Annotated in this window: 19 protein-coding genes; 13 read left to right on the forward strand and 6 right to left on the reverse strand. The window is 43.3% G+C overall.

The window, feature by feature from the left end:
* The first annotated feature begins 12 nt into the window (after positions 1 to 12).
* The 10 genes from BLR32_RS17655 to BLR32_RS17700 all read left to right on the forward strand — a co-directional run bounded on the left by BLR32_RS17655 (position 13) and on the right by BLR32_RS17700 (position 9,682).
* A complete protein-coding gene (locus BLR32_RS17655) occupies positions 13 to 4,446 on the forward strand; it encodes a DUF6443 domain-containing protein (RefSeq protein WP_089834107.1) in 4,434 nt (1,477 codons plus the stop codon).
* Positions 4,447 to 5,067, forward strand: coding sequence for a hypothetical protein (locus tag BLR32_RS17660; RefSeq protein WP_089834110.1), 621 nt, complete (start codon positions 4,447 to 4,449; stop codon positions 5,065 to 5,067).
* A gap of 396 nt (positions 5,068 to 5,463) precedes the next feature.
* Complete coding sequence (locus tag BLR32_RS17665) at positions 5,464 to 5,904, forward strand: hypothetical protein (RefSeq protein ID WP_143011505.1); 441 nt, start codon at positions 5,464 to 5,466, stop codon at positions 5,902 to 5,904.
* A 351-nt stretch (positions 5,905 to 6,255) separates the two neighbouring features.
* Positions 6,256 to 6,819: a hypothetical protein gene (locus tag BLR32_RS17670; protein WP_089834114.1), complete on the forward strand. Its 564-nt coding sequence runs from the start codon at positions 6,256 to 6,258 to the stop codon at positions 6,817 to 6,819.
* Positions 6,820 to 6,980: 161 nt separating this feature from the next.
* Positions 6,981 to 7,517: a hypothetical protein gene (locus BLR32_RS17675; RefSeq protein WP_143011506.1), complete on the forward strand. Its 537-nt coding sequence runs from the start codon at positions 6,981 to 6,983 to the stop codon at positions 7,515 to 7,517.
* Between the two features lie 107 nt (positions 7,518 to 7,624).
* Positions 7,625 to 8,032 (forward strand): hypothetical protein, encoded by a 408-nt coding sequence (locus BLR32_RS17680; RefSeq protein WP_089834119.1) that lies wholly within the window; start codon positions 7,625 to 7,627, stop codon positions 8,030 to 8,032.
* 30 nt (positions 8,033 to 8,062) lie between these two features.
* Positions 8,063 to 8,293: a hypothetical protein gene (locus BLR32_RS17685; protein WP_089834121.1), complete on the forward strand. Its 231-nt coding sequence runs from the start codon at positions 8,063 to 8,065 to the stop codon at positions 8,291 to 8,293.
* Between the two features lie 61 nt (positions 8,294 to 8,354).
* On the forward strand, positions 8,355 to 8,711 hold the full coding sequence (locus BLR32_RS17690) for a hypothetical protein (protein WP_089834123.1): 357 nt from the start codon (positions 8,355 to 8,357) through the stop codon (positions 8,709 to 8,711).
* Positions 8,712 to 8,754: 43 nt separating this feature from the next.
* The gene (locus tag BLR32_RS17695) at positions 8,755 to 9,150 is read left to right on the forward strand and encodes a hypothetical protein (RefSeq protein ID WP_089834125.1); all 396 of its coding nucleotides are present in this window, start codon (positions 8,755 to 8,757) and stop codon (positions 9,148 to 9,150) included.
* 40 nt (positions 9,151 to 9,190) lie between these two features.
* Entirely contained in the window at positions 9,191 to 9,682 is a 492-nt protein-coding gene (locus BLR32_RS17700; RefSeq protein ID WP_089834127.1) for a hypothetical protein, read from the forward strand.
* Between the two features lie 519 nt (positions 9,683 to 10,201).
* Here BLR32_RS17700 and BLR32_RS17710 read toward each other — a convergent pair.
* Positions 10,202 to 10,549 carry a DUF488 domain-containing protein gene (locus BLR32_RS17710; protein WP_089834130.1) on the reverse strand — a complete coding sequence of 116 codons (348 nt, stop codon included), beginning with the start codon at positions 10,547 to 10,549 and terminating at the stop codon, positions 10,202 to 10,204.
* Between the two features lie 207 nt (positions 10,550 to 10,756).
* Here BLR32_RS17710 and BLR32_RS17715 point away from each other — a divergent pair, with 207 nt between their 5' ends.
* Together BLR32_RS17715 and BLR32_RS17720 are read left to right on the forward strand one after the other, a co-directional pair.
* On the forward strand, positions 10,757 to 11,059 hold the full coding sequence (locus tag BLR32_RS17715) for a hypothetical protein (protein WP_089834132.1): 303 nt from the start codon (positions 10,757 to 10,759) through the stop codon (positions 11,057 to 11,059).
* A gap of 86 nt (positions 11,060 to 11,145) precedes the next feature.
* The gene (locus BLR32_RS17720; protein WP_089834134.1) at positions 11,146 to 12,042 is read left to right on the forward strand and encodes a DUF6263 family protein; all 897 of its coding nucleotides are present in this window, start codon (positions 11,146 to 11,148) and stop codon (positions 12,040 to 12,042) included.
* A 185-nt stretch (positions 12,043 to 12,227) separates the two neighbouring features.
* On the opposite strand, the gene BLR32_RS17725 is transcribed toward BLR32_RS17720, so the two are convergent.
* Positions 12,228 to 13,190: a hypothetical protein gene (locus BLR32_RS17725; protein ID WP_089834136.1), complete on the reverse strand. Its 963-nt coding sequence runs from the start codon at positions 13,188 to 13,190 to the stop codon at positions 12,228 to 12,230.
* A gap of 400 nt (positions 13,191 to 13,590) precedes the next feature.
* Between BLR32_RS17725 and BLR32_RS17730 the strand changes: the two genes are divergently transcribed.
* On the forward strand, positions 13,591 to 14,352 hold the full coding sequence (locus BLR32_RS17730; RefSeq protein WP_089834139.1) for a hypothetical protein: 762 nt from the start codon (positions 13,591 to 13,593) through the stop codon (positions 14,350 to 14,352).
* 6 nt (positions 14,353 to 14,358) lie between these two features.
* On the opposite strand, the gene BLR32_RS17735 is transcribed toward BLR32_RS17730, so the two are convergent.
* From BLR32_RS17735 to BLR32_RS34090, 4 genes are all read right to left on the reverse strand, one after another.
* Entirely contained in the window at positions 14,359 to 15,864 is a 1,506-nt protein-coding gene (locus BLR32_RS17735) for a S41 family peptidase (RefSeq protein WP_176842328.1), read from the reverse strand.
* A gap of 298 nt (positions 15,865 to 16,162) precedes the next feature.
* A complete protein-coding gene (locus BLR32_RS17740; protein WP_089834141.1) occupies positions 16,163 to 18,373 on the reverse strand; it encodes an SGNH/GDSL hydrolase family protein in 2,211 nt (736 codons plus the stop codon).
* A gap of 399 nt (positions 18,374 to 18,772) precedes the next feature.
* Entirely contained in the window at positions 18,773 to 23,599 is a 4,827-nt protein-coding gene (locus BLR32_RS17745) for an HYR-like domain-containing protein (protein WP_143011508.1), read from the reverse strand.
* Positions 23,600 to 24,143: 544 nt separating this feature from the next.
* The coding region (locus tag BLR32_RS34090; RefSeq protein WP_176842329.1) for an HYR-like domain-containing protein at positions 24,144 to 26,752 on the reverse strand (2,609 nt) is incomplete at its 5' end.

The following is a 26,752-nucleotide window of genomic DNA, read 5'->3' on the forward strand; positions in this document are numbered from 1 at the left end:
AGTTTGCTTTTTATGAAAAAGTTTCAGCGTGTATTTTGCTGGGTGTTATTGTTGCTTATTCCGGGCTTTTTATCTGCCCAAAATAAACCCGGTGGAACGCGTAGTACAGCTACGGCGGTAACGGTTCCAGCAGCATACAACACTACCTCGATCAACTATATCAGAACCTGGGAGCCGGATAAGCCTTTGACGGATACTGCTGCAGTTATATCAACCAGCAGGCTGGTAAGGGAGGTGAAACAGACCACACAGTACTTTGATGGTCTTGGTCGCCCAATACAGACGGTCTCAAAGGGAATCAGCAGTGAAGGGAAGGACCTGGTGGCGCCAGTGATATATGATAATTATGGAAGGGAGCAATACAAATATCTTCCCTATGTACAGCAGTCTGGTAATTTGAATGATGGGAAGTTTAAGACTGATCCTTTTAATGCGCAGAGAGCATTTTATCAGAATGGCGTAATTAACCCGGGTGTTACTGGTGAGAATATTTACTATAGCCAGCAGGAGTTTGAGCAGTCGCCGCTTAACAGACCGCTTAAATCTTATGCACCGGGTAATAGTTGGGTGAATCATCCTGTAGAGAGCCGGTATCAGGTAAATGCGGTTGCTGATTCAGTGAGGTTGTGGAATATCGGAACAGGTATACCCACCAGTACTGGCAACTATGCTGCCGGACAGTTACAAGAGAATGTGACTATTGACGAGCAAGGGAGTCAGGTGGTAGAGTATAAGGATAAGCAGGGGCAGGTGATACTAAAAAAAGTGCAGATAGCTGCTATTCCTGGTACAGGACATATTGGCTGGTTATGTACGTATTACGTGTATGACGATCTGGGAAGTCTTCGCTTTGTTATACCTCCATTGGCTGTAGAGGCTATAAAAGGCCCATGGATTATAAGTACAGCTATTGCTGATGAATTGTGTTTCCAGTATCAATACGATGCAAGGCAACGCATGGTGGTGAAAAAGGTACCTGGTGCCGGAAGAGTATTTATGGTATATGATGTGCGGGACAGGCTTGTATTTACGCAGGACTCCGTTCAGCGGACGAAGTCGCCTATGGAATGGTTGGTTACTTTCTACGATGACCTGAACCGTCCCACAATGACAGCTATTTATAAGGGTTCATCTACGAGGGAAGCTTTGCAGACGAGTATGAATGCTGCTCCGGCATCCCAATCTATTTCTTATGTAGCGCCGGCAGAAGCAGATCTGAGTCTGTATACTCATGACGGTAGTCCTTTATATACAGCTACTAACAGCATTACAATATTGGATGGATTTGATTCTGGTGCAGGAGGTGCAACTGAGGCAAAAATTGATCCTGCTGCAGGTGATACGACAGTAATAACAGCTACTAATCCATTGCCGAATATATCTACGTCAGCTTTAACACCTCTTACCTATACCTTTTACGATAATTATAATTATTCCGGTAAGCTGGCTTTCGTGGGCACTGATACTGGCAAATTAGCGGCTGCAGATACGCTATATCCAGAGAAACTGCCGGTAAGTAATATGACCATTGGCTTAGTAACAGGTACTAAAGTAAGGGTATTGGGAACTAATAAGTGGTTGACGACAACAACTTACTACAATGATAAGGGGCGTGCTTTCCAAGTGATAAGTGAGAACAATCTGGGAGGCAAAGATGTACTGACAACGCTGTACAACTTTAAAGGGGCTGTGCTGGCGACTTATCTTCGTCATCAAAATCCTCAAAGTGCTACATTGCAAAGTACGTTGCTGACAAGTATGACCTATGATCAGGGAGGTCGATTGTTAACCGTGAAGAAACAGTTGAATGATGATGTAAGTCAGGAGCGACTGATAGCTGCAAGTAGCTACGATGAACTGGGGCAATTAAAGCTGAAACGTTTAGGTGTAGGTTCTTCCGGTAGTGTAATTGACAGCTTGAACTATACATATAATATCCGGGGCTGGTTACAGGGTATTAACAAGAACTTTGTAAACAGCGGAACTAGTACATCTAACTGGTTTGGTCAGGAGCTGAGTTATGACTATGGATTTGATTCCAGTCTGTACAATGGTAATATATCTGGTGTGAAGTGGAAAACCCGTGCAGATAGTGCCTGGGCATATGGTTATAGTTATGATAAGGCTAATCGGTTAACAGGCGCGTACTTCACTCAGAAGAATGGTGGTAGCTGGGCGCAGGATAAAAAGGATTTTACAGTTAGTAATCTGACTTATGATGCTAATGGTAATATCAGATCCATGTGGCAGAAGGGGATGATCGGAACAAGTATTGATACGATAGATCGTTTAAGTTATACCTACCTGACCAATAGTAACAAGCTGGCTGCAGTAGCTGACCCCAATCCCGCTAAAACAGCGTCTGCAAAACTGGGGGATTTCATTGACGGAACTAACAGTGGTAATGACTATTTCTATGATGGAAATGGGAATATGGTGGCAGATTCCAATAAGCACATCAGTTCAATTGCGTATAATCATCTGAATCTTCCTTCGGTCATTACGGTTGCGGGGAAAGGTACGATAACTTACGAGTATGATGCTATGGGGAATAAGCTGAGTAAGACTGTATTGGATAATACAGTCAGCCCTTCCAGGATAACTGTGACTGATTATGCGGGGATATTTGTATACAGGCAAGATAGCCTGGAGTTGATTAGCCATGAAGAAGGTCGTATCCGCCCTGTTTATAAAAGCGGACAACCTATACAATATGCTTATGACTATTTTGAGAAGGATCACCTGGGGAATGTAAGAACAGTATTGACCGATCAAACAGACTTTACAATGTATACGGCTACCATGGAAACAGCCGTAGCCGCTCAGGAAGTAACGTTGTTTAGTAACGTGGAAGAGACCCGTGCAGAGGTACCCTCCGGCTATCCTGCCGACCAGACTACTGAAGAGAACAAGTTTGCTGCGAAGTTGAATGCGAAGGCAGGTGGGAAGAAGATAGGCCCATCTCTGGTATTGCGGGTAATGGCTGGTGATACAGTTCGGATCAAGGCAAAGGCATTTTATAAGTCCCAGGGGCCGGATAATAACAATGGAAAGACCCCGGTAGAGGATATGGTTGCGGGGCTGGTACAGGCGTTCGGTGGCTCCGCAAGTGGAAATGGATCACATGCTTCTGAAGCGATTTCTAATAGTACGCCTTTTAACACAGATTTCTACAACAATAATTATCAACGTTTAAAGGAGAAGAATAACGATAATGGGCAAGCAAATCGTCCAAAGGCGTATTTGAGCTTTGTTTTATTCAATGATGATTTTAAACTAGTGGAGGATAATAGTGGGGTGAGACAGGTGAAGGAGAGCCCTGATGAGCTGCAGGAGTTAGGAGTGGAAAAAATGGCAATCGAAGAGACTGGATTTTTGTATGTTTATACAAGTAATGAGAGTCAGCAGGATGTGTTCTTTGATAATGTAGTGTTGGGAGTGAATAGTGGGCCGTTGTTGGAAGAGACGCATTATTATCCGTTTGGGTTGACGATGGCGGGGATTAGCTCAAAGAACATATTAGTCGCAGAGAATAGAATTCAGTTTATGAGTAAGGAAAAACAAAATAAGGAATTTGGGGATGGGACTGGATTGGAATGGAGCGACTTTGGTAGTAGAATGTTTAATCTGCAAATTGGGCGCTGGAATCATTTGGATCCGCTAGCTGATAAATATCAGCCAGTAAGCCCCTATAGCTTTACTTCTAATAATCCTGTATTATTTATAGATATAGATGGAAGAGATATAATCCCAGGCTCTGGTTGGACTGGTTCATCATATGAAGCAACTTACAACAAACTGTACGGGCAGGCTTCATTTAAATTATTAACCAACAGATTTGAGGGAACAAAAGAAAGAAATATTCTCCTTAGTGTTCAGGCGCTAGATCCTAGAGGTAGAAATTCGGATGGGAGAACAATCCCTCAAGCTGCGTCATCTACAGCGCAATCAAATGGAGGATATTTAATGACAACAGGTAATACTAATATGTCATTTTTTGAAAATGAACCTAAGAATAGGGGTGCAGCGGATAATTACAATTCCCTGGGACAAGCGGCTGTTATAACTCATGAGTTTTTACATGCAAATTCGCATTACGAGATAGATGATGCAACATCTTATAAATGGGGAGGAGAGGCTACTCTGTCGTATGGGAAATACCTGGGCAAAATGCAATCTGTATTGAAGGATTTTGTCACAGCAAATAATATGGAGGGGGTGTCTGATCTCGATATAAAAGCAATAAGCGCTATCGGTATTGGCATACAAGATAAAAGTAATAATATTATTAGTGAAGTAGCGGATATCGTAGGAGAGTATTCAAAATCAGTTTTGGGAGTGACTTTGGATAATGGTTCCTCCGAGTATGGGAATAAATTAGCCGCTGCTTACCAGGTTATGAAAGAGGATGTTACAAGTCGGTTATTAATAAAAAAAAGTAAGTAAATGAGACTTTCTATTATTATGATGCTTTTGTTGGTCTGCTGTAGAACGCTAAAAGAACCGAGTAAAGTTGCATCTAAATTGGAATTAAAATATTATTCGGACAGTTGTGGCCAATACTTGGAATATAGTCGTGAATATATTAATGATTCCAGCTACATTGAGAGAATAGAAAATAGGGTTGATTCTTTAATTCTCAAAGGTGGGAAATTATTTACATTACATCAAGGATGCGTGTATAAAATAATTGATACAGAAGAGGATTTTGTAAGAAACAGGAAAATGCCTCGGTATTATTTTTACGGTGTAAATCCAGTTGATACTATATTGAAGCCTGGAGAATCAAATTTGCGGCATAATATAAGACTTCAAGAATCAGTTATTGCAGTCATCCCATTTAAAGAAGCATTCATTAACGGTAAAAGTGTATTTCTATATTATTTGATAGGAGATTGTTACCCGTTAAGTGATGAGAAATGCATAGCGTCCAGTATTATAAACGGGCACTACACTATTCTTTATTTTGAAGATGGGATCGGTTATGTAGGATATCAAGTGGGGAAGTCGGGTTGTAGGTTTGACATCACAGCAGAATCTTATAAGATTTTAAAAATAAGAAAATAAGTAAAGAGTCGCGATCAATAAAGAAAACGAAAGGCCCAGCGATACATGTTCTTATGAGATAGGTAATTACTATCGCTGAGATTTTCTTTTGGTTTATTTTGTTACTGGAGACGTATGCCGGCTTTAAATATCGTCGCTAATGCAGATGCCCACCTTCAGTCAACAACTCCTCCAACACCGTCGCTTGGTTATGCTGCTATTCCTCACAGTAATCGTAAGCATGAGCTCCTCTTTTCCTAGACCATCGTTTATGTCGAAAATAGGATTGGTGATGAAGTGGATACTTCAAATGTAGGTTTAGCATCATGGCGGAGTCCCATAAGCCGATCAAAAAGACAACTGAGTAAATTGGAGGAAAATTACAGATCATTGGGCCTTTTAAAAATGGATTTTACCATGAGAAAAAACATCTCTTTCGTATTATTTTTATCGCTGTTTTCCGTGGGCTGCAGTTCATCCAGGAAAAGCTTATCGCAACCATTAAAAGGAGATTCAATTCAGATAGCTATAGGCGAGTTTTCAGAAAAATGTAAACTATACAAACAGTCTTCAACGTTTTACGTGAAGCTGTTAAGCCCAAAGAAATACAGCGACATGGTAGTGGTGTCAAATGTAAAAAGTGGCACAAAGATGTTATTAAAGCCTGATGCAACTATTGGAAGCAAGGGGAAGCTGCCTTTTAGATACTTTGAAAAGGATGGAAAGCTCTTTTTTTGGAGAGATGAAGATTATGTACTCACGGAAGATGCGCTTGCTGTTTACCGGCGGTATAATGTAGAACAGGAAGACCCGGATAACAAGATTGGTATACCTGATCCTGTGATAAATGACAAATAGAAAGGAGCTGCCTACTTTTTCTGTAAGAATAATCTGGCTATATATAAGCGGGTCGTTTCCAGCGTAGCTGTTGGTGAGTATGATCCTCCTGTTTTGAAGTGCCAAAAGTGATCGATAATTAAGTGCTTGCTTTTATTGAAGGGAGAACAGTCGTTCTATAACAGAACCGGCAGTTTTCTGTTTTGTGTGGTTCTTATCCTGTTGGAAGCATAGCAGAGTTTTTCTGGATTGAAGTCTATAATATGCTGGAAAATATAAGTCTTTGCCACTAATATGAAATGGATAATTATTTAAACTTTTCCTCCTCTGGGCATCTTGCGTCTTTTTAATGGATCCTTTAGTTACTGATCTATGAAGAAATTTATTATAACTATAATAGCTGTATATTCAATAGTATTTGAAGGTTGCAGTTTGCCTAAAAACGGAATAAAGCAATTTGAAGAAAAAAATGATGCTATTCAAATTGCGATAAAAAACTTTTCAGCCAACTGTAAACTGTATAAAAGGGGGACAGTTTTCAGCGTTGCAGTATATAGCTTAAAAGATTATAAGGATTTAGTTGTTGTCAGAATCGGAAAGAATCGTAGGAAATTACTTCTTAAATCGGATGTTGCTGTCGGTAGTAAAACCAAGCTACCTTCACGGTATTTTGAAAAAGATGGAAGATTATTTTTTTGGTGGGACAATGATTATGCTTTAAGTCAGGAAGCTCTCGCTGTCTTCCAAAAGTATGGTTTATTGGAGAGGGAGAATGATCATGAGGGCGAGATGCTCCTCATAGATACGGATGATTCACAAAAGGCAGCACATTATTATTTTTGTAAAGATAACTTTGTCAAGTATAAAAGAGTTATTACAAATATAGGAATTGGCTATTATACGCCACCACATCCGAAATGTGGTGTAGATAAATAATATAGTAGAAGACAGTAGAAGCCGCCTTAAAGTAACAATTCCTTCAGCGCTACTGCTTGGTTATACTCCTCATTGGAACTACGGCTAATTTCAACTCAGGACATGTTATGAAGGCACCGAAGAAAAAGGACGGTTCTTAGACATAAAATATCATACAAAAAATGAGAACGTTTCTATTGTCCACATTTTTAGGATTGTGGTATACTGTAGCACAATGTCAAGACTGTTCTAAGTTGTACGAGCAGACAGCATTTGATTTTTTTCTGGATAGCATTTTTGCAAATGAGTTTCCTACAGTTAACAGGATTTATTACGACAAGCAGATAGGTAGCGAGTTGAGTTTTTTACGTCGTCCTGTAGCTTTCGAAGAGTATAGTAAACGCATTGATAGTGTTCAAATGGTAGAACGGAGGAAAAGAATAGAGGCGGCTCGCGCCTTTGACTTGAATGCTTATAGCCTGCATCCAAAGGATGAGTACAGTTATAAATTAAAAGAAATTGTACCTGAGGTTTGGAGAAGAAAGAAATGGAAAACAATTGTTGCAGTGTATGTGAATAAGAGGTTGGCGCTACATCCCGGATTGACTATTGTCGAGCTGGTTGCAAGGCACAATTATTATAGGTTTCACTATTTCTTTGAAATAAGTGAGGAAAGAAACAATGTCATAAGATGGTATAAGACGATAATTGATATCTAGTATAGGTGTAAAGCAGTCACGATAGGTGTTTAATTTTTTCGCAAGGATAACTTAGTAAATTCCTTTAACTGCCGTTTACACCGAACTGTAAAAAAAGTGATTCAAAAATGATTAAATTTCTATTCTTATTGCTGTGGGGCCCTGTATTTTTTATCAAGTCTACTCAGGCAAAACCAGGTGATACCCTGGTTGTAAAAGCAATAGTAACGGAGATTTATCCTATTGACAATTATATAGTTGTCAAGGCTGAAGATAACAGGGGTGAAAAGTTTACAATTTTGTCCCCATTCGGTGTAAAGACTCCATTGGTGAATAAAAATGAGCATAATTATAAAGTAAAAGTTGGTAAGCCTTACCCTTTTGTGATTGAGAAAACTACTATTATGAAAGGTACTGCGGGAAGCAATATGTTCTTACCATTAGGAGGATTTGTTTATAACGGGCGAGAATTGCTGGAAAGAGGGAAATTGCCATATAATGCATTGAATATGTGTCAACGTAGAATCTATTATTAGGGGATACCCCGGGATTCTCAAAAAAGGAATATGGGACTATTGGATACGTTGAATACTGTTGCCATTTCATATAGAGATAAAGGCAATTATACAGGTGATTTTGCCTTTGAAAATGGATTTTACCATGAGCAAAAACATTTCTTTCGTATTATTTTTGTCGCTGCTTTCGGTAGGGTGCAGTTCGCCCAGGAAAAGCTTATCGCAGCCATTAAATGGGGATCCAATTCAGATAGCTATAGGCGAGTTTTCCGGAAAATGTAAACTATACAAACAATCTTCGGCGTTTTATGTGAAACTGTTAAGTCCCAAAAGATACAGTGATATGGTAGCTGTGTCAATTGTAAAAAGTGGTACCAAGATGTTGTTAAGACCTGATGCGACTATTGGCAGCAAGGGAAAGTTGCCCTTTAGGTACTATGAAAAAGATGGGAAACTCTTTTTCTGGAGAGATGAAAATTATATACTAACGGAAGATGCGCTTGCTGTTTATAGACGGTATAATGTACTACAGGAAGACCCGGATAACAAGATTGGTATGCCTGATCCTGTGATAGATGACAAGCAGAAAGGAGCTGACTACTTTTTCTGTAAGGATAATTTGGCTATATATAAGCGGGTTATTTCAAGCGTCGCCGTCGGTCAGTATACGCCACCTGCGTTAAAATGCAAGAGTAAATGATAATTAATTAATTCACTTTCGTTAAAGAGGAAACAGTCGTTCTATGGTTGGAATGACTATTTCCTCTTTTAACTGGATGAAAGGCAAAGATGAGCATATAATATCTACGCTCCAAAGTGTTTTTATAGATAGAAATGATCCAGGCAGGAACGATAGTGTCGAAATTATCGTTAAATGGTATGGAAGCAATTCAAAATCTAAACTCGTCTTCAAGAAATCCTATTTGTTCAAAGCAACAATGAATTTTGGAATTGTTGCCAATGAATCAATTGATGATGCTTACATTGCGCCACCGGATGATGAAGATTTGACGGATTTTTATAAAAAATGGAAAGGTTTCTTCGATCAGGTTAAGCTGCACTGCTATGTTATAAAAACGTCATCTACCGGAGGCGAGATTAAAATACTTGCTGAAGATGTAGAAATGATAGAAATATAAGTGTTCGACAAAATCTCGTCTCATAAAGAATTACCGCACCATGAAGTATCTTGCATTGATAACAATCATATTGAGTTTTAGTTGTAAGAATAAACACATGGAGAAATGTGATAAAAGCTATTCGATACAGGTCTGGAATATCAATGCTTCACGTGCATTTGTCAATCTGTATGCAATAAGTGAAGATAGTATATCCATTACGTTTTTAGGCGGTGTTGTTGGAGATACTGAAAGAGTGCTATATGGAAAAGCGCTGAGCCAGGAGGAAAGGTTAGACCTTTGTGATTGGTTGGGATCAATTGATATTGATACACTGAAAACAGAGTATATAAATAAGGCAGTTGAAGACGGAAATCAGAAAAAGGTCGAGATTATCCTGGGTTCGAAAACTAAAACTATTTATGTCTCTAATTTTTATCAGAAAGATCTAGGTGAGCTTTTTAATGTAATTAACATGATTGTAAAAGATGAAAGATATAAAATCAGGTACCAAAGTAATTACACCGGATCGGTTTTAATAAGAGGTAAATAGAACAATATATGAAGTTAAATAGGCAGCAGTACGTTTTTATTATTCTTACGTCAATTACGATGATTTTAGGAATGTACATTACGATAATCGGATCTGCGCCGGAAGTAGCTTGTTATGAACGGATCATCGGACACATCAAAACTTTTAGGACATTTGATAAGACTTTATCCTGGAGTTTCTCTTTGGGACTTTTTTTAATGACAGCAACAAGAGCTAATGTAAGTGTTTGGGCATGTCTTATCTTTTTGCTTTTAATGGTTATTCCAGTACTGATTCAAATGGTGATCTATTCTTGTGCCAGCCAGAACTAAAGATGGAGATGCTAACTATCCGTCTCTATGGGCCCATGGTTCTTAGGTATCCAAGCCCCAACCACTAATTCGATAACCTGAGCAAAAGAAAGGCGCTGTCTTCTTTATTTGAATCATAAGCAGGGATGAGATTAATAGCACTCACCCAATGCCCTCGCGGGCGGTGACTATTACCTGTAGCCATCTTGTAAAAGGAAATCAGGTGCGGTCACTCTTCCCCCAATAACTCCTCCAACACCACTGCCTGGTTATGCTCCTCATCCTTCGCAGCATACACCAGCGTTATCTTCTTCTTTCCCCTGGCCAGATCCTGCAGTTCCTCCCAGGCTTCGTTATCCTTCAACTCCTCCCGGTATCTCTTTTTAAATTCCCTCCATTTTGCGGGATCATGCCCGAACCAGGTTCTCAGCTTCGTGGAAGGAGCTACTTCTTTAAGCCACTGGTCAATCTCAGCCGCCTCTTTTTTGATACCCCTTGGCCATAGACGGTCAACGAGAATGCGATAGCCATCTCTCGGGTCAGCAGGGTCATAAGCTCTTTTAATTACAACTTGCATATGTCATGTTGTTTATATTTGCGAATATATCCGGGCCGGGCTACTTGTGGAAGTAACTGCTATATAAAGGCACAATAAATGCGCCATTTAAGTTGACCTGGAAGTACTAACACTCAGTCACTTTGTTAAATTTCCCTTATAACTTTCCCGATAAATCCGTTAAAAACAAGCTTTTACTTAACTTTTGGCCTTAATTCAGCACGGCATATGGCTAACGGAAGCAAATCACCACACATCCTCAATACATCTACCAACCTGCTTGGATTCTGCCTGATTGTGCTGACCTCCATCAAAGTCATGCATTTTAATAATGGTACGCTCATTGACGACAGTACCGGCATTGCCTCCCTGCTTTTAATGGCCAGTTGTTTCCTGTCATTCCTGTCCATGCGGGCGGAAGAGGAGCGGAGAAGCGATCGACTGGAGAAGATAGCGGATTACGTCTTCCTGGTGGCGCTGATCTGTGTGAGTGTTACCATTGTGCTGGTATCCTTTAACCTGATCTCATAAGCGGCGGACTTACCGGTGGTCACAAGCTACTTTACTTTATATAACCATTTTAATATATTTGTTTCTTAAACTAATCGCATATACCTATGACCACTAAGAGTACTGTCCTGTTGACGGGCCTTATCTTCTTTTCATCAATCTTAACTGCACAGGTAAAGAGGGCAATTATTCCGGCATTGGCTCCAGGAGAGCAATACATTTTGAGAAACAATACCATTTCCGACATTCATGAAGACGGTGTGCGTGCCATTAATCAGAATTTTTCGACCAGCTGGTTCCTGCGGGTAATAGGCAAGACAGCGCAGGGAAAGTTGATGATAAGGGCTACTTACATGAAAATCAACCAGCGAACGGAACACCTGTTTACGCATGATCTTACTGGCTTTAACTCAGACGATTTCAAGGAGTTTGTGGTAAAGAGCACAAACGAAGAGTTACACAGGAAGAATGATCAGCTGCGTAAACTGGGGGAGGGAATGCTGGGGAAATCATTTACCGTTTACATCAATTCCGATTGGAGGGTAGATGAGGTAACCGGGGTGGATACGCTTGTCAATATTGCGCTTGACGGTATGGGAGAAGAAGACGCTGCAGTGGCACAAAGCTTCGGAAAATCAACCAGGGTGGCCATTAATAATGAAGAGATCAAAAAAATCTTTGATGGAGCGTTCTCTTATATCCCGGAGGAAGAGGTAGGTGTAGGTGATAAATGGTACAAAGACGACAACCACCATGTGGGATCACTGAGAATAGAGTATACCGTGAAATCTGATAACGGGAGTGAGATGGAGATTGCCGCATCTTCCGCTTCAGCTGTGAATAACGATATTCAGGCGTCTTATTCCAGGAAAGGAACGATTACCGTAGATAGTAAAACAGGCTTGCTGCTGAGTTCTTCTGTGAAGGATGATATGAAACCAAGAGCAGGAAATATTACCAGGTTAGTGGTAAGGACTGTAAAGAATGAGATGCAAAAGAAGTAGCGGATGAATGATGGGTGTGCGATGTAGCTAGATTGCATATTCGGAACCATGTTATGGGAAAATTAATGCCGCTATGGTAGCGGATACCGGGGGGAATCTAAAACTTTCGGTGGGGGCACAAAAAGATTGTAAAGCCGCTCTCTATGGGCGGCTTTGCTTATGTGGCCAGAATAAAAATGAGTTGATCAGACCAGAAACTGGTCGCAGTCATATTGATGAAAGATGGTTAGCGGAGGACTTTTTTCCGGTACATCTGCGAGGTGTATCAATTCCCTTTGAATCACCTGTTCCCTGTGGAGCTGCGCAGTTAACCTACTTTCCCGGTCGGCAGTCCGCAGTATATCCGCTGCAGAGCGGCTTTTCTTCGCAATCCTGGGAGTTTTAGCTGATGGCTGTGGCGCTTTTTTCTGTTCTACCGCAGGTAATACCGGCTCCAGCACTGCAGTTACAAATGCCTGTTCGCTGCTGGCCGTGCCGGCGGACTGAATACCAGTATTGGTACGCAGAAAGCGCAGCTGTAACAGAACGATTGTTGCCGTGGCGCTAACTGGTGCGACGGGCAGCAGAAGGCTATGCTCTTTCTCTCCCAGCCGGACGCAGCTCGCTGCTGACGTGCTGCCAACGCAGGTGTTCTGCTCAAGGTCCATGTCCAGTGCTACTGCCTGAAGTTGTATATAACGGGCATCCTTAGGCGGTTTCAGCCAGTGCTGCCAGTTAGTGGGTAGTTTCACTATCACACTGCCGTTCTGCTGGCGTATAGTGTCTATGCCGCCAATGGTCATAACGGCCTTTTTATTATACCGGAAATCTTTCAGGTGTTGATGTAAAGCAGCGGCAGTGAATACACGTTTGCCCAGGGTGTGCAGGGTATCCTCTCTCAGCGCCGCGTAAACGGCCTTATTGAGCCTGTATACGGTCGTTTCGTCTTGTGCTGGCTGCCATATGCCATTCAAGGCAGAACGGATCGATTTTGCGGCCTTACTGGCCTTCGCGAATTCGCGGCTGCTTTGTTTGCTGGCGGCAGACATACTGTCCGGGCCATACTGAGGCATTCTGCGGCAGAATTGCTTGCCGTTCCGCTCGTAATAGATCAGGTCCCCGACATGGCCGGAAAGTCCCTGTGTAAGTGTATTAAAGTTTTTGGCCATAACATACAATAGATTATTATTCAATTTACGGAAAATTGGGGTTTAATACGCTGATAGTTAACATCTTGTTAGTAAATAGATTTCATTATTCAGGAGGGTTATAAGGCGATTAAGAGAACGGCTGTATACCCCTTAGGACTATTGTAATGCCCCTGTAAATCACTTGTAAGTGAGAGGCGTATTTGCACTTCCATAGGATATCAATAGGACTTGACCTGGACTTGATCGAAGGAGGAATCAGTAGAAGGATATTCCTGGGTAGATTTTGCCTGTAAGCCATATTTTGATAAGCGTTACTACATGTATAAAGCTTCTTCGGAAACGAAATAGAAAAAAATATCTGCTGCGTAAAGACATTAGCGTTTCGGTATCTTTGCCCTTAAACGTCTCGACTAATTTTATGAAAAAGATATTCCTTGCCACATTGTTGTTAACGTCATATTTCCTTCCTGCATTTAGCCAGAACGGAACTGCTGAGTACCAAAAACTTATTTCTGATTTCATCACCTGTGTAAATCGACATAATAAAGAAGTATTATCTAAGAAGATCGTTTATCCTTTAAGAAGAGAGTATCCTCTTCCCCCGATAAAAAACAAACAGGAGTTTTTAAGCAGGTATAATGAAGTCTTTGACGACTCACTTGTTACAATGATCACCACCTCTGCCCCTGACAAGGACTGGTCAAAAATGGGGTGGCGCGGGTTAATGCTGAACCACGGACAGCTGTGGCTGAACGAAGAGGGAAAACTGATCGCGGTAAATTATCAGTCGGCTGTTGAGCGTAAAAAGAGAGCTCTCCTGATAGAGAAGGAGAGGAGCCTGGTACATTCGTCTCTGAAAGGATTTAAACGGCCTGTTTGCCTGATAGAAACAGGTAAGTTCAGGATCAGGATTGATGAGATGGGCGACGGGCATTACCGTTACGCTTCCTGGGGCCTGAAAAATAAACAGAGCGATAAACCTGACCTCATCATAGAAAACGGAGAATTCATACCCGAAGGTACCGGCGGTAACCACAGATATGAATTCAAAACCAACGGCTATGTATATAACTGCTCCGTCACCGTACTGGGAGCGGAACTTGATGGACCACCGGCAGAGCTGATCATTTACAAAGGAGAAAAGGAGATTTTATCTCAAGCTGCTACAATAGCGGAATGAGATAAATCATCTGGCTGCTGCTGGCCTGATTGAGAGCGCCTTCTCTAATTCCTGATCAATTCCTTTACTAAAAGACTCAAATGAGGGCTTGATAGCAAAGTCCGGGATCACACCATGCCCGGGAATCCCCTTATGTACAGCCAGATTAAATTTAAGGATAGGAATGGAGATGCTGAGCTTTGTTGCCGGTAGGGTAAGTTCCAGCATTGTTCCGCTAGTATTGCCATAATAGCCGCCACCGGTTTCCTGTCCGATAAAAACAGCATTTGTATGCTCGCGTAAAAGACTGCAGAATTCTGCTCCTCCGGAGTATGTCCAGCCACTTGTGAGGATATACAGATGACCTTTGAAAGGATGAGATCTTGGAGGCATCGGGATATAGAGCCCTTTTTTACGAAGTATTCTTCCATTGCTGGTCAGCTCATTTTCTTCATGCAATTCATTATATAGCCCTATTCGATCGCTATCCGTGGCATAGTCTGTATGATTAATGAAACTGAATTCAAATCGGGATAATTCCACACTATCATATTTGATATACGGCTGATCGGTGAGCCAGGAGAAGAGATAGTCCTCATTCCCTTCGGAACCACCGCCATTTTCACGCATGTCAATGATCAGGGTTTCCGTGTTATCCTTTAAAAGGATATTAAAACAGGAGTCTGTAAACTTGCGGAAATCCATATTATGCTTGCGAAATCTGCTGTTGCTGAAGGTATTAAAGGTCAGCCGCGCGATATTTCCGGCAAGATACCGAAATGATGCAGGCAGTTCGCTGGTATCCTGATGATAGGTGCTGTTGACTTTTGTTTCAATTACCTTAAGGGCTTGATATGTTACAGCCCTTACCTGCACTGTTTGCTGTTTTCCGTTTGAAGGATTCATTACCGTCATATCGAAACTTTCCGGCTGACCAATCACCTTGGCATATTCAATAGCAAATCGGATCCCATCCAGGAAGGCAATCTTGGAGCTTAAAATATTACCATCAGATCCGAAGGTCTGATAGATCTTTTCTTTGATTGCGGAAACGGGCACCCGATTGATGGCTATGACACGGGCGCCTTTGAGAGAATGCCCGGAAACAGTATCGTTTAAAATGAATGTATCGTCGCCGGAATTGAGTACAGACAAGGGCATAAACTTTCCTTGTTGCTGTAGAAAGGTTTTCAGGTCATCTGAAAGGCTGATGTCGCAATGGTCTTCTTTCGTAATAGCCACTATCGGGGAGACGATGTTATAGAACTGGAATCCGTTCATGCTATCCTGTATCATGGCACGCCGGGCGGCTACCAGGCTGTCAAATGATCTTGCGGTGGTATACCAGTATATGCCGGTATGTGCCTCTTTCAGGCTGTTAACAAGCAGGTCAAAATCAGCTAAAAGCGCCTTTGCAGGATATTTGGGCAGGGATGTAAATGCAGCTGAAGTGAACGCATTCTCCTGTTTTGAAGGTTGATTGCAAGATAGGAAGATGAAGGCAAGGATAAAATGAAAGATGTACTTTCTCATCTGGTAAAGCATGGTAATATTAAGGTACGGGATATAAAATAGGCTGATTTTATCAGATTCCAATAAATTAATCCGAACCATTGAGTAAAGAAGTATGACAAGGAAGACGACGTATGTATACTATACTCTTTACAACTTCATCAGACCCTTAGGTAAAGAATTTGACAAAGAAGACAAAGTATGTATTTCGCATTCCTTGCAACTTCGTCAGATATAAAAAAGGGAAGGCGTTCATTTCGAACGCCTTCCCCCGGACATGGATGTGATAAATCAGAAAGGAATGTTAATTTCTTTATAATTACTGCTTCACTATTTTCAACCGGTATTGCCCCTCATCTACAACTACAATATACACGCCTCTTGTCCATAGGTGGGCGTCTATTTTCCTGCCTGCCTGGAACTGCGGATTAAAGTAGATCTGCCGGCCGGAGAAATCAAAGATCCTGACGGCATGATTGCCCGGAGGCAGGCCTAATAACTGGCTGCTTTCCTGTACGGGGTTAGGCGCCAGCCGTACGGGCTGTACCACATCGTTGGTACTGGTGACGACAGGTACTGCCGGAGAAGCTTTAATACGTGCAGCAGGGAAAGAGAATTTGACCACTTTACTGAAGAAGCGCCTGTTATCATGTGTCAGCATGTTGAGGCGGTAATAAACGGTGCCCGTCAGCGTAGCGGTATCCCGGAAGCTGTAAGAGCGGGTAGTGGTAGAATTGCTGGCTGCATTGACGGTGCCGATAGCCTGCCATGTCAGGGTGTCACGGCTGCGTTCTATGGTAAAGTTCTTCGTGTTCTTCTCTGCACTGGTCGTCCAGTTGAGCTGTGCTTTAGACTGCTGCAAAGTAACCGTAAAGGTGGCGACCCTGAATGGCTGAGTATACATGGTATCAGGCATCCCTTTTACCACGGCGCTGAAGAAATGGAGGTTGGTCGTGGTGACCATGTTCAGCCGGTAATATTGCAAGCGATAATAAACAGTGGAGTCAAGGAAGTTGTAGAAGCGGGATCCAGGGTAGTTACCTGCCGCAGCTAAGGTACCTACAACATTCCAGTTCAGTGAATCACTGCTGTGTTCTATGATAAATTGTTTTGTACTCTTCTCGTTGTTACTATACCAGAGTATCTGCAGCTTATCCTTGCTCTGTTGTACCTGGAGATTGGTAATGTTGAAATAGGTATTAGTGCCATAGGCTGTATCCGGCATACCAGATTTAATGCTGCTGTAGATATAATGTGTGTCTGCGACAATAACATCCAGCCTGTAGAACTGTTTCACTTTGCGGATGACGGTATCCAGATAAGTATATGATCTTCCGGTACTGTCATTACCCGTCGCAGTGACTGTAGCAAGGGCACTAAAGTTCACTGAGTCTGTACTTCGCTGTACCAGGAAACGCTTCACATTCTTTTCATAAGCTGTGCTCCAGTTCAGCTGTAGTTTATTGGTATTGTTCGTAACGGTAAAGCTGTTCAGTACAACAGGTACCTGTGGTGGTGGCGGAGTACCCCAGGCCGTATCCGGCATGCCGGATTTAATGCTGCTGTAGATATAATGTGTGTCTGCCACGATCACATCCAGCCTGTAGAACTGTTTCACTTTACGGATGACGGTATCCAGATAAGTATATGATCTTCCGGTACTGTCATTACCTGTCGCAGTGACGGTAGCGAGGGCACTGAAATTAACAGAGTCTGTGCTGCGCTGTACCAGGAACCGTTTCACATTCTTTTCATAAGCCGTGTTCCAGTTTAGCTGCAGTTTATTGGTGCTGTTTGTAACGGTAAAGCTGTTCAGTACAACAGGTACAGGTGGTGGTGGCGGAGTGCCGTTACAGAGTGCCTGTGGAATACCTCTGGCAACAACCCTCGTGTATAGTACATAGTGCCCCGAATCGTTGAAGTGAATGCCATCTCCATAGCTGTAGGCCCACTTGATGGAATCATTCGGCTGGTTCATGCCTGTCCAGAAATCAATGGACTTGTCGCCGAAGTAAGAGATGGTCCAGTCGCGCATTGTCTTGAGATTAGCGACCATCGACGCGGTATAATCATTACGTGGCTGGGTGGTGCTGACCCAGACTTTAACATTTTGTGCAGTAGCTAAGCTGATAACGCGCTGGTAATTGGCTTGCTGTTCTGCCAGGGTATAACCCCGGCCAACGTCGTTGGTGGGTAGATTAATAATGATAGCATCAGGCTGCAGCGATAGTGCTTTGGTAATGTTATGCGCAGTATCAGGGGCAGGCCGGTCAGTTGGTGGAACATAACCGGTTGGATTAATGTGGTAGGTAGTATAACCACCTACGGCCAGGTTGTAGACCTGGTAATTGGCGTTAATGCTTTTCAGATATTGAGTATAAAGGGCTACCCACCCGTGATTGGGTGTTGCACCCATTCCCTCTGCCGTGGAGGAGCCTAAGACGACAATACGGTAGGGTGTGGTGCAACTCTGTGCATAAGTAAAATTGCTGTAAATGGTTAGAAGCGTGAGTAGAATTAGTGTTCGCATAGTTCAGGATTTAAGGAGTTAAGCAGATGAAGAATGCCATGTCAATGCGTAGGATCGCAAATTATTGGTGTGCACGCTTGTTCTGAGGTCGGGTATTCGGAAAGGAAAAATTTGAATGCAGTGTATCCGGAAAGGAAAAATCTGAGCTAAGGTTTGGGTGCTCGGGGTAATTAGGTTGATACTAAAGTTAATGAAAAAAGGTCAAAATGACGATAAATAGTTGATCAAGATAAAAACGTGTAGCAGGCCTATTTTTCCCACCTCCGCAGCAGGCCTGCTGCTTTTTCATCAGTCTGGTTTTCCTGTGAAGGAATAGCGTCTGCAGGCAGGTGCAAAAAAGAGTGCTCCGGATACCGAAGCACTCTTACTTAAGGGTTATGGAAAATGGTTAAATGGTTACTATTTCTTTGCAGGTATTACTTTACCAGTTCTGAAGTGTTCACCTACATTTAATCTGTACAATAATACGTCTCTGTAAGGAGCAGGTACATTATATTCGATCGTATGCTGAGTTCCCTTGTCAACCCTACCATAGTTGAGCTGACCGATATTCTGACCAAGCACATTGTAAACTTCCAGTTTAACCTGTCCGCTCACTGGTGCAACGAAACGGAATATCACCTTATCATTGTATGGGTTCGGGAATACTGTCACATTCAATGTAGTCTCATCACCCTGTGCTGCTACCTTCGGATCTGTGGCAGGAGCTACCGCTGTTACGCCGGATACTTTCAAAGTAGTGATACCTGAAGAGCTCTTCCAGCCAACGAGGACTGCACATTTATCAAATGCGTTGTTAATCGCATCTACCGCTTTACTTACATCTCCAATAGCTACTCCTGCAACGGTCTGTCCGCCGAGATACATATTGGCCAGTTCATACAGGCCAGCTACGTTGGCTTTGCCGACAGATTTCAGGTAGTTCACTACGCTAGGTGGCAGAGCGAACTTGCTAACTGTTGTAGTCGGCGTGTTGCTACCGCAAGCGGTCAGTTTCGCTGTCAGTACTGTGTCGCCGTCAATTGTCACACCCTGCAGCGTTGCACTCAGCTGCATATTAAAGAACAGTGACATTGTCTGAGCCAACAGTACATTGTTGATCTTTCCGTAGTTAGTAGCAGTTGTCAGTATCGGTACATTGGCCCATGTATTTGTCTTACTGAAGGTTGCGTATCCTTTCAGTGCTACTGGTGTACCACCGCCAGGCAACATCTTGAAGATATTGTCATTGGTGATGTCACCGAGGAACAGTGTAAAGAACTTACCAGTGGCTTTCAGTCCAAAGATAACAGAGTCGCCAGGCTGTGCATCAACTGCAGCACTCATGAGCTGTTTAGCAGTCGCTGATGTGCCGGATGGAGTACACGCAGAACCATTCACGTTGCCGTAGAATCCCTGTGTATAAGCACAGAAGGTACCCAGGCAGCATGGAACAGTAACAACCTGTTCAACTGTTACACTATTGTTACATTTATCTTTTGCTGTCCATGTGCGGATATACCTGAACGGACAAGTTGTACCTTCTTTCCTGTCTTCGTAGGTAACTATTACAGTACCACAATTATCTGAGAAAGTAGGTTTGCCAAATACAACAGGAGATATACAGAGTATGGTCGTATCATTAGGTTTGTAAGTTACGACAGGCTTGATATCATCCTTGATATTGATCACCTGGCTTACAGAATCACTATTGCCACATACATCAGTGAATACCCACTTACGGGTAATAGTAGAGTCACATGCAGTACCAGTACCGGTTGCACTGTATACAGGTGTCACATCGCCGTTGCAGTTGTCTGTAGCAGTCGGTTTAGGAACACCAGGTATGTCTTTGAGACACTGTACATTGACAGTCTTTTCAAAGCCTGCTGTTATAACCGGCTTCACATCGTCGTTAACGGTGATCAGCTGTTTCAGTGTATCAGAAGTATTTCCACATGCATCCTCAGCCCACCACTTACGGATGACCTTGAATTTGTTCACGCAGGTACTGTCTATCACTTTCTGTTTGAAATAAACAGTTGGTTCACCGCAATTATCAGTAGCACTGATCTTTGCAGCTTCAGGAATATCCTTACTGCATGTCACGTTCACATCATCGGCAGTACCGGAAAGCACAGGCTTAGTATCATCCTTGATGTTGATCACCTGAGTTACGGAGTCACTATTGCCGCATGCGTCTGTGAATATCCACTTCCTGGTAATAGTAGAATCACATGCAGTACCACTGCCTGTTACGCTACAATCGGCCGGAATGTCGCCATCACAATTGTCAGTAGCAGTCGGTTTAGGTGGAGCAGGTACATCTTTCAGACATTGTACATTTATTGCCTTTTCAAAGTCTGCAGTTATTACCGGCTTCACATCGTCGTAGACGGTGATGACCTGAGTTAAGGTGACAGAAGTATTTCCACATGCGTCCTTAGCCCACCACTTGCGAATCACCTTGAATTTATTCACGCAGGTGCTGTCTACTGTTTTCTGGCTGAAGTAAACAACCGGTGCTATGTCACAGTTATCAGTAGCCTTGACATCTGCTGGTGCAGGGATGTCTTTGCTGCATGTAACGGTCATATCATCAGTATTGCCAGACCTTACAGGCTTAATATCATCCTTGATATGAATCACCTGTGTCACAGAGTCAGTATTACCGCATGCGTCTGAGAATATCCACTTGCGGGTAATAGTAGAATCACATGTAGTACCGCTGCCTGTTTCACTGTATACCGGCTCGATATTGCCGTCACAATTATCAGTTGCAGTCGGTTTAGGCACGGCAGGCAGGTCTTTCAGGCACTCTACACTGACGGTCTTTTCAAAGTCTGCAGTTATTACAGGCTTCACATCGTCATTAACGGTAATGAGCTGCGTTAATGTATCGGAAATATTGCCACATGCATCTTCAGCCCACCATTTACGGATCACCTTGAACTTGTTCACGCAGGTGCTATCTATCACTTCCTGGATGTAGTGAACAGCTGGTTTCAGATCGCAATTATCAGTAGCGCTGATATCTGCAACAGCAGGAATGTCTTTGCTGCAGCTTGCGTTCACGTCGTCAGCAGTGCCGGAAAGTACCGGTTTAGTATCGTCCTTGATATTGATCACCTGTGAAACGGAGTCACTGTTACCACATGCATCAGTGAATACCCACTTACGGGTAATGCTGGAATCACATGCCGTACCGCTGCCGGTTTCACTGTATACCGGTGTAACATCGCCATTGCAGTTGTCTGTTGCAGTTGGCTTAGGCAGTGCGGGTATGTCTTTCAGACACTGTACATTGACGGTCTTGTCAAAGTCGGCTGTTATTACCGGTTTGACATCATCATTCACTGTGATCACCTGTTTCAGTGTGTCAGCAGTATTGCCACAGAGGTCTGTAGCCCACCATTTACGGATGATCTTAAACTTATTGACACAGGTGCTGTCTACAACATCTCTGCTTGTCTGGACCTTCAGTTCGGCCGTACAGTTGTCAGTTACTCCGACGGTAGGAGGCGCTGGTACATCTTTCGCACAGGCGACATTTGCACCGGCAACGTCTCCGTTGAGTACTGGTTTGATCGTATCCTTGATATCTACATCAAGGTAGCACGTGTCCTTACGTTTTAAGTCAGGCGTTGTAACGATGAGGCGGAGCCGGTATGCGCCACACTTAGCTGCGGCGTCTATCAGCACCTTCTGGGTATTATTAACGCCGTTGATGGTACCATCTCCTGTCAGTACAGACCACAGGTAAGAACCTACCAGTGAAGGATCCGGGCCGGTATACTGATTCTGAGAACCAGGACATACGGGGCTCGGACCATCAATACCACAAGGCGCCTTCGGATGTTCATTGACGGTGATAACAACTGTATCAAGGTCAGAACATTTGCCATCATCTGCCTTTACAACAAACTGGAATACGCCAGTAGTTGTCGGTGTGAAGTCCGGATTAGCAATGTTAGGATTACTCAGCCCTGTGACCGGCGTCCAGGTAAAGGTATACGTACCGGTACCTCCTGTAGCGGAGGCAGAGAGGTGCGCAACATCAAGATTGGTAATGGTCTGGTCACTGCCGGCATTAACAATTACCTGGGAGATAACAACGGATGCACCAGGATTGGTATGGCTGTTGATATAACAGGTATCTTTCAGCCCTTCCCGGGTAACAATCAAACGGAGATTGAAAGAGCCTGGCGTAAATGCGGCGCCTATTGGCACTACGTCAATGGTGCCTAATGTCGGATTGACAATCTTCGCACCTGCTGTATTAGCGCCTATAATGCTCCAGGCATAAGTAAGACCAACTGAATCATCAACCGTTGCTACATATGTCAGTTTCGTTGTTTCGGCACAGCCGTTAAGAGGTCCGGTGACTTCGCATTTAGGAGGAATGAAAACAGCATCTGTCTTCAGTGACCTGTCCTGATTACCTATACTGACATCAGATCCATTAATGATCCACTTCTTCAGGCTCATATGGTAAGGAGAACCACTGATTGCGCTCGCAGAATTGGGCGCATGTGTAACAGGGTCTCTTCCCCAGTCTACAACGCTGGCAATGTGACCACCCCAGGCCAGTATGGCGGTTTCTTTAAGCGCTTTAAAAGTAATATTGACCACAGTTTCTGAACTGGCTGCAGTCAGGCTACCTTGTGAAGCATAGGTAATAGTCAGCAGATCCACATTGTACCCTGTGAGTTCCCGCTCGCCAGAGGGCAATGTGTTAAAGCTGGTGGTAGGTTGTCCTGCCATCGGTGATCCCGCACTTGACGGCGCAGGGATTGCAAGGACATCCGTGGTAGTAAAATAGGATACCGGTTGAGGTGCGTTGAGCAATGGGTTCACCGTTTCCGGAGCATGCCCAAAAACAGTGTGAGGACTCAGGCGCTGGTAATGCGTCAGATAATCCAATGCCTGTTTGCTTCCGCTCCGGACATCGAATCCAATCACCAGTGTATATGTCTGGTTGACGACAAGACCCGTAAGGATAGCACGGTACGGGACCGAGTAGCCTTCAAGGAAATGCGCCTGATTGGAATTAAGATTACCGTTCACCCAGTCAACGGGGCTTGTTGGCGCACTCGCCTGCTCATTGGCGCCCTGGTCGAGGTTGGCCGATTGTGCGTAAGCCGTTAGTTGAAGAAATAATAGTAGCGGGAGGACCAGCGTAGTGAGCGCTCGCGATCTTTGTACAGCACCCCGCAAAATGCAAAAGAGTAAACATACAGCATGCATAGAGGTAAGGTTTGTTTTGGTTGATGGATAAAGTTTCCCCGGCAATACGTATCAGTGCGTACTGCTGCTGTTGATTTCATTTCATGTAGGTGGATAAAACTCCCGCTAATACGTATTCTTTCAACGCGTATTGGAGTTGGCTAATTAATAGGGAATAACATGCAACCGGAAAAGGTATAAGAGTACTCTCGTATAATGACACTTTATAATGGTGGTTTTAATCGCTTAAAGCACTCCCGCATCTTTTGATGGCATCCAGACAGATTATCTTATAGAACGTGGCTAAAAAAATGTGAAGAAAGCAAGTTGGTCATTTTGGATATCCCCTTTGTAAAAACAGGGATTCATTCCAATTGCAAAGTTCAAGTTGTTTTCTATGAAAACCAAATAAAAATTGTTAAGATGGTAAAAAAATAACTAAAAATGTATACTATATCGTTATAGCTGGCTTATTTCTCTTACCGCCTCCTGAGAAAATTTGCAGAGGATGTCTTTTGAAGACACCCTCTGCAAGTATGGATGGTATTAGAAAAGGATTCATCGCTTATTCTTTGGCATGTATCGCTTTACCAGTCTTAAAGAGATCACCTACGCTTAATCTGTACAATAGTACATCTCTATGGATGACAGGTACATTGTATTCGATTGTATGCTGCGTTCCCTTGTCCACCATGCCATAGTTGAGTTGACCAATCTGTTGACCGAGGAGGTTGTACACTTCCAGTTTAACCTTTCCACTGATAGGTGCAATGAAGCGGAATATCAGTTTATCACGGTACGGATTCGGGAATACAGTGACGTTCAACTTCACTTCTTCTATTACTGGTTCCATTGCTTTTGGATCATTCATGGAAAGCGTTGTGGTAGATACCTTGACAGTAGATATAGCTGATGATCTGGTCCAGCCAACGAGGGTTGCGCATTTATCGAAGGCATTGTTAATCGCATCTACCGCTTTGCTTACGTCTCCAATAGCTAGTCCTGCTACTGTTTGTCCTCCTAGATACATATTCGCCAGTTCATAGAGGCCTGATACATTGGCTTTACCGGCTGACTTCAGGTAGTTGACTACCGCTGGCGGTAAGATATACTTATTAACGGTTGTACCTGGCGTGTTGCTGCCACATGCGGTCAGTTTCGCTGTCAGTAGTGTATCGCCGTCTATTGTCAGGTTCTTCAATGTTGTAGTCACGTACATATTAAAGAACAGGGACATTGTCTGGGACAGCAGCACATTATTGATCTTTCCGACATTGTTGCTGGTGGTCAGCAGTGGCACATTACCCCATGTATTGGTCTTGTTAAATGTAGCGTAGCCTTTCAGTGCTGATGGAGTACCGCCTCCAGGTAACATCTTGAAGATGTTATCATTGGTGATATCGCCCAGGAACAGTGTGAAGTACTTACTGGTGGCTTTCAGACCAAAGATGACGGAATCACCGGCCTGTACATCGACAGCAGCACTCATGATCTGTTTCGCAGTGGTTGATGTACCGGATGGGGTACATGCACTACCATTCGTGTTACCGTAGTAACCCTGCGTATAGCTACAGAAGGTAGCCTGGCAGCAGGAGACAGTGACGGCTTGTTCTACAGATACGCTATTGTTACACTTGTCTTTCGCTGTCCATTTGCGGATATATCTGAATGGACAAGTTGTTCCTTCCTTCCTGTCTAAGTAAGTGACTGTTACAGCGCCACAATTGTCTGAGAAGACAGGTGTACCAAATACTACAGGAGATGCGCATGGTACTGTCACGTCTGCCGGCTTGTAAGTGATTACTGGTGCGGTAATATCCTTGATCAGGATGAGCTGCATGACGGAGTCTTTATTGCCGCATGCATCCGTGAATACCCACTTGCGGGTCACCAGAGAGTCGCATGAACAGCCTATACCTTTCTGAGTGAATACCGGCTGAATATTGCCGCTGCAATTGTCTGTTGCAGTTGCTGATGGAGCAGCAGGTATGTCTTTCTGGCATTGTACATATACAATCTTATTGAAGTTCGCTGTTATTACCGGCTTCACGTTGTCGTAGACGGTGATCAGCTGGGTTAGGGTATCTGAAGTGTTACCACAGACGTCTTTAGCCCACCATTTACGGATCACCTTGAACTTATTGACACAAGTACTGTCATATACCTTCTGGTTGAAATAGACAACCGGTTTGATGGTGCAATTGTCGGTAGCAGTGAGGCCTGCCGCAGCCGGGATGTCTTTGTAGCATGCAACGGTTATGTTGTTTGTACTGCCGGACAGTATTGGTTTAATATTGTCCTTAATATTAATGATCTGTGTTACTGAATCTTTATTACCACATGCGTCGGTGAATACCCACTTGCGGGTGATGGTAGAGTCACAGGCAGAGCCGCTGCCGGTTTCGCTGTATACAGGCTGGATATCGCCGTTGCAGTTGTCTGTGGCTGTTGGTTTAGGAGCCGCAGGAATATCTTTCAGGCATTGTATATTGACCGCCTTATCGAAGCCTGCAGTTATTACCGGTTTGACATCGTCGTTGATGGTGATCAGCTGTTTTAAGGTATCGGAAGTGTTACCACATGCATCCTTTGCCCACCACTTGCGGATCACTTTGAGCTTATTGACACAGGTGCTGTCAAGTACTTTCTGGCTGAAATAGACAACTGGGTTTACGGTGCAATTATCAGTAGCACTGATGTTTGCTGTAGCCGGGATGTCTTTGTAACATGTGACGTTCACGTCGTCAGCAGAACCAGACAGTATTGGCTTGATATTATCCTTGATATTGATAACCTGAGTCACAGAGTCACAGTTACCACATGCGTCAGCAAATACCCACTTACGAGTGATGGTAGAATCACAAGCAGAACCGCTGCTGGTTTCGGTGTATATTGGCTGTACATCACCGTTGCAGTTGTCTGTAGCAGTTGGTTTAGGAGCAGCAGGGATGTCCTTGAGGCACTGTACGTTGACAGTCTTATCAAAGTCTGCTGTAATAACTGGCTTCACATCGTCATGAACGGTGATGAGCTGCGTTAAAGTGTCGGAAGTATTGCCACATGCATCCTTAGCCCACCATTTACGGATTACCTTGAAGTTGTTGATGCAGGTACTATCTATAGTTTCCTGGCTGAAATGAACGCCTGGTGTTACATCGCAATTGTCAGTAGCGG

It is taken from the genome of Chitinophaga filiformis (genome assembly GCF_900102545.1).
Taxonomy (GTDB): domain Bacteria; phylum Bacteroidota; class Bacteroidia; order Chitinophagales; family Chitinophagaceae; genus Chitinophaga; species Chitinophaga filiformis.